At 70.8% G+C, this 1,499-nt stretch carries 1 protein-coding gene; it reads left to right on the top strand.

What is annotated here, in order from left to right:
- Positions 1 to 503 precede the first annotated feature (503 nt).
- A complete protein-coding gene (locus ACXAHD_RS32075; RefSeq protein ID WP_281551864.1) occupies positions 504 to 1,343 on the top strand; it encodes an ABC transporter permease in 840 nt (279 codons plus the stop codon).
- Positions 1,344 to 1,499: the final 156 nt, after the last annotated feature.

Raw genomic sequence — 1,499 nt, 5'->3', positions numbered from 1 at the left:
ACACCCCACCCCGAACAAAGCCCCACACACCTCCCCCCCCCCGACCCCCACCACACCCCCTCCCCCCCCCCCCCCTTTTTGTGGGTTCTTCCCCCCCCCTCCCCCCCCCCCCCCCCCCCCCCCCCGGCGGCTCGGCGAGCCTGAGGAGTGTCGTTGACATCTCCCCCTGCTGAAGTAGGGAGATTCGACCCTCACGGGTCGAGCTTTCTGCTTGACCGACCACTGCCGACCCGAATCAACGGCGAGGGGCGGAGTACCGCCCATCGGTCCTACACGGTCTCCACAGACGTCACTTCCCACCAGCCCGGCGGTAGGCCCGACCAGCCTGGCTGTCACCGGAAGGACTACGCCACGTTGGCACACCTGTTCGCACGCCGGATCTCCCGGTGTGTGAGTAGTGGACGTCGATCCGCCTCGGCGGCGAGTCGACCTTCCCTGCCGTGCTCCGCAGGTGTCCGTTTCCTTCCCGGCCGGAAGGCCGGAGTATCCACGGAAGGCATCTGATGACCGTACTCAAACCGGCGCAGGCGCCACCGGTACGCGCCGCGACCACCGCTCCGGTCCGCCGCCCCGCCGGCGGCCGGGTCGCCGCAGTCGGACTACCGCTGCTCGGCGTGGCGGTGACGGTGACCGCGTGGTGGCTCGCCACCAGCGTGTTCAACCTGGTGCACTCGGTGGTGCTGCCACCCCCGCAGGACGTGTACGCGGCGTTCTCCCTGCGGATGCCACGACTGCTGGAACATTCCCTGGCGACCACCACCTCGACCGTCGTCGGGTTTGCGATCTCCACCGTCATCGGGGTGCTGATCGGACTGGCGCTGGCCGGCTCCCAGGTGGCCGAGCGGATGTTCGCTCCGCTGCTGGTGGCGCTCAACGCCGTACCGAAGATCGTGCTTGCCCCACTGCTCGTGGTCACCCTCGGCTGGGGTCAGCAGTCGATTCTCACCATGGTCTTCCTGCTCTGCTTCTTTCCGATCGTGCTCTCCACGGTGACCGGTCTGACCTCGACCCCGGCCGACCTGGCCGAGCTGGCCCGGTCACTGGACGCGTCCCGCTGGCAGACCTTCCGCAAGATCCGCTTCCCGGCGGCGTTGCCGCAGATCTTCGTCGGCCTGAAGGTCGCGATGCCGTTGGCGGCGATCGGTGCCGTGATCGGCGAGTTCCAGGCCGGTGAGGAAGGGCTGGGCTACATGACCCTGCAGTTCAGCGGGATGGGCGAGAACTCCGCCGCCTGGGCGGCGATCGTGTTGATCGGGCTGATGAGCATCCTGCTCTACTTCGCGCTGGTCGCCTTCGAACGGTTGCTGCTGCCGTGGGTGCGGGAGACGACGTCGGCCCGCTGACGTCACCACCATGTCGCGCCCGCCCCGGACGTGGGGGGGGGGGGGGGGGGGGGGGGGGGGGGGGGGGGGGGGGGGGGGGGGGGGGGGGGGGGGGGGGGGGGGGGGGGGGGAAGGGGGGAGGAGGGGGGGGGAGGAGGGGGGGGGGGGGGGGGAGGG

This window comes from Micromonospora sp. ABR4_055 (assembly GCF_056160425.1).
Note: the sequence above shows the minus strand (reverse complement) of the source record. Positions and strands in the feature narration are given on the sequence as shown.